At 71.5% G+C, this 3,401-nt stretch carries 2 protein-coding genes; both read right to left on the bottom strand.

The features are described from left to right. Window positions 1-239: 239 nt before the first annotated feature. Window positions 240-2,459, bottom strand: coding sequence for an NADP-dependent isocitrate dehydrogenase (locus AA75_RS17600; RefSeq protein WP_033821020.1), 2,220 nt, complete (start codon window positions 2,457-2,459; stop codon window positions 240-242). 429 nt (window positions 2,460-2,888) lie between these two features. Next, complete coding sequence (locus tag AA75_RS17595) at window positions 2,889-3,107, bottom strand: hypothetical protein (protein WP_033821019.1); 219 nt, start codon at window positions 3,105-3,107, stop codon at window positions 2,889-2,891. Between the last annotated feature and the right edge of the window lie 294 nt (window positions 3,108-3,401).

Genomic DNA, 3,401 nt, shown 5'->3' with positions numbered 1-3,401 from the left:
GGGGCCCGTCCGGCGGATCCTGCCGGATCGGTGTGCGGCGCCGGGCGTGCGCCCGTGTCGGCCTCGTCCTGGACGTACTGGGTCCGGCGGGGGCACCTCCCGGCCGAAGGCGGGGGAGGGCGGTCCGTCGTCGCGCGCCCCGCCGGATCCGCCGGACAGGCGAGGGCCCCGCGGGCCGCCGCGCGCCGCCCGTCGCCGGGTGGTGTGCGGGGTCCGCGGGGCCGTGGCCGTGCGGCGGGTCAGCCGAGGGTCGCGATGGCCTCGTTGAAGGTCTGCGACGGGCGCATCACGGCGGCGGCCAGCTCGGCCACCGGCTGGAAGTAGCCGCCGATGTCGGCCGGCGAGCCCTGGACCGCGATCAGCTCGGCGACGATGGTCTGCTCCTGCTCGGCGAGCGTCTTGGCGAGCGCCGCGAAGGCCTCCGCGAGCTGGGCGTCGTCGGTCTGCTGCGCCAGCTCCTGGGCCCAGTACAGGGCCAGGTAGAAGTGGCTGCCGCGGTTGTCGATGCCGCCGAGGCGGCGGCTCGGCGACTTGTCCTCGTTGAGGAAGGTGCCGGTGGCCCGGTCGAGGGTGTCGGCCAGGACCTGGGCGCGCTCGTTGCCGGTGGTCTGGGCGAGGTGCTCGAAGCTGACCGCCAGCGCGAGGAACTCGCCGAGGCTGTCCCAGCGCAGGTAGTTCTCCTTGACCAGCTGCTGGACGTGCTTCGGGGCGGAGCCGCCGGCGCCGGTCTCGAACAGGCCGCCGCCGTTCATCAGCGGGACCACCGAGAGCATCTTGGCGCTGGTGCCCAGCTCCAGGATCGGGAACAGGTCGGTGAGGTAGTCGCGCAGCACGTTGCCGGTGACCGAGATGGTGTCCTCGCCGCGGCGGATCCGCTCCAGCGAGAACGCGGTGGCCTCGACCGGGGAGAGGATCTCGATCTGCAGGCCCTCGGTGTCGTGCTCCGGCAGGTACGCCTTGACCTTCTCGATCAGGACGGCGTCGTGCGCGCGGGCCGAGTCCAGCCAGAACACCGCCGGGGAGCCGGTGGCGCGGGCGCGGGAGACGGCCAGCTTGACCCAGTCCTGGATCGGCAGGTCCTTGGTCTGGCACATCCGGAAGATGTCGCCGACGGCGACCGGCTGCTCCAGCACCGCGGTGCCCGCGGCGTCGACGACCCGCACGGTACCGGCGGTGGCGATCTCGAAGGTCTTGTCGTGGCTGCCGTACTCCTCGGCCTTCTGCGCCATCAGGCCGACGTTGGGCACCGAGCCCATGGTCGACGGGTCGAAGGCGCCGTGCGCGCGGCAGTCGTCGATGACGGCCTGGTACACGCCGGAGTAGCTGCTGTCCGGCAGGACGGCCAGGGTGTCGGCCTCCTTGCCGTCCGGGCCCCACATGTGGCCGGAGGTGCGGATCATGGCCGGCATGGAGGCGTCGACGATGACGTCGCTGGGGACGTGCAGGTTGGTGATGCCCTTGTCGGAGTCGACCATCGCGAGGGCGGGGCCCTCGGCGAGCTCGGCGTCGAAGGAGGCCTTGATCGCCGCTCCCTCGGGCAGCGCGTCCAGGCCCTTGAGCACGGCGCCGAGGCCGTCGTTGGGGCTCAGGCCGGCGGCGGCCAGGGTCTCGCCGTAGGCCGCGAAGGTCTTCGGGAAGAAGGCGCGCACGACGTGGCCGAACACGATCGGGTCGGAGACCTTCATCATGGTGGCCTTGAGGTGCACCGAGAACAGCACGCCCTCGGCCTTGGCCCGGACGACCTGGGCGGCGAGGAACTCGCGCAGTGCGGCGACGCGCATCACGGAGGCGTCGACGACCTCGCCGGCCAGCACCGGGACCTTCTCGCGCAGCACGGTGGTGGTGCCGTCCTCGGCGACCAGCTCGATCCGCAGCGCACCGGCCTCGTTGACCACCGCGGAGCGCTCGGTGGAGCGGAAGTCGTCGGCGCCCATGGTGGCGACGTTGGTCTTGGACTCGCCGCTCCAGGCGCCCATGCGGTGCGGGTGGGCCTTGGCGTAGTTCTTGACCGACAGGGGGGCGCGGCGGTCGGAGTTGCCCTCGCGCAGCACCGGGTTGACGGCGCTGCCCTTGACCTTGTCGTAGCGGGCGCGGGTCTCGCGCTCCTCGTCGGTCTTCGGGTCGTCCGGGTAGTCCGGCAGCGCGTAGCCCTGCTGCTGCAGCTCGGCGACCGCGGCCTTGAGCTGCGGGATCGAGGCCGAGATGTTCGGCAGCTTGATGATGTTGGCCCCGGGGGTCTTCGCGAGCTCGCCGAGCTCGGCGAGGGCGTCGGCGATGCGCTGGCCCTCCTCCAGACGCTCCGGGAAGCTGGCGATGATGCGCCCGGCCAGGGAGATGTCGCGCGTCTCCACCGTGACGCCCGCCGTCGAGGCGTACGCCTGCACCACGGGCAGGAACGAATACGTCGCCAGGGCCGGGGCCTCGTCGGTGTGCGTATAGATGATGGTCGAGTCAGTCACCGGTACTCCGCTTCACGTCTACAACGTCTTGATGTCAAGATATCTCGTGACGGGCCCTCCCCGACACCACCCCCCGGATCGAGATGCCGGGCGCGCCGCATCCGCCGTCCGGATGACGACTTCTCTCCCCATCCTGCCCGGATGCGGCGACCTGCGCAGAGCGCCCCACTTTGATCGCCGCCGCGGTACATGGCGTCCTCTCGGCGACGAGCCGAGCGGTCGTCGACTGGCTGATCAACCTACTGGCGGAGAGGGAGTAACCGGCGGGAACGGTCCGCAGAGGGCGGCCGGAGTCCTTGTGGGTGGAATCCGGCCTGGAAGGCGAGATGACCGGCCATTTCGGCAGTGAGTAGCACGATGCTGACGGTGACGGCATTGGGAACAGCCGCAACGGTGTCCCCTCCGGGACGGTGTTCGCCGAGGCACCGGCTACGTAGGGTCAACCGTGCGCTTGAGCGTCGGCTCGTCGGCCTCGATCGCGTCGCGCACCCGCTGGCACGTGGAGCGGGTCTGCTGCTCGGTACCGGTGAGCAGGTTGTGGGCGGTGAGCGCCGCGTGGATCTCGCTCGCCTTCGGGCGGCGGTTGAGCGCGTCGTAGAGCGGCCGCACAGCCGCCTTGCGGGCGAGCATGAGCGCAGCGTCGCTCATCGGCGGCCTGCCGTGGGCGTGGGTGAGCGCTCCGCTCCCTGGATGGAGTGTGGGATGAGCGGCTCCGGTCCCGCCACCAGCGGGGATCGCCTGCTCGGCTGTGCGTGCCCCGTGAGCGGACCGTGCAGCAAGCAGCAGGCCATGCGCGGCGGGCAGAGGTCCGGCGGTGCCGGGTGGGCGCGGGGCAGGGGTCTCCTCCTCGCGGCCGGGCACGTCGGTGAGCGTGGCCTGTGGGCCATCCTCGAGGGGCCTTCGCCCAAGGCCGGGTAGTTAAGGGATTTCCGCTGGTGGCAG

Source organism: Kitasatospora sp. MBT63, assembly GCF_000710465.2.
Lineage (GTDB): Bacteria > Actinomycetota > Actinomycetes > Streptomycetales > Streptomycetaceae > Kitasatospora.
This window is presented reverse-complemented; position numbering and strand designations above follow the sequence as displayed.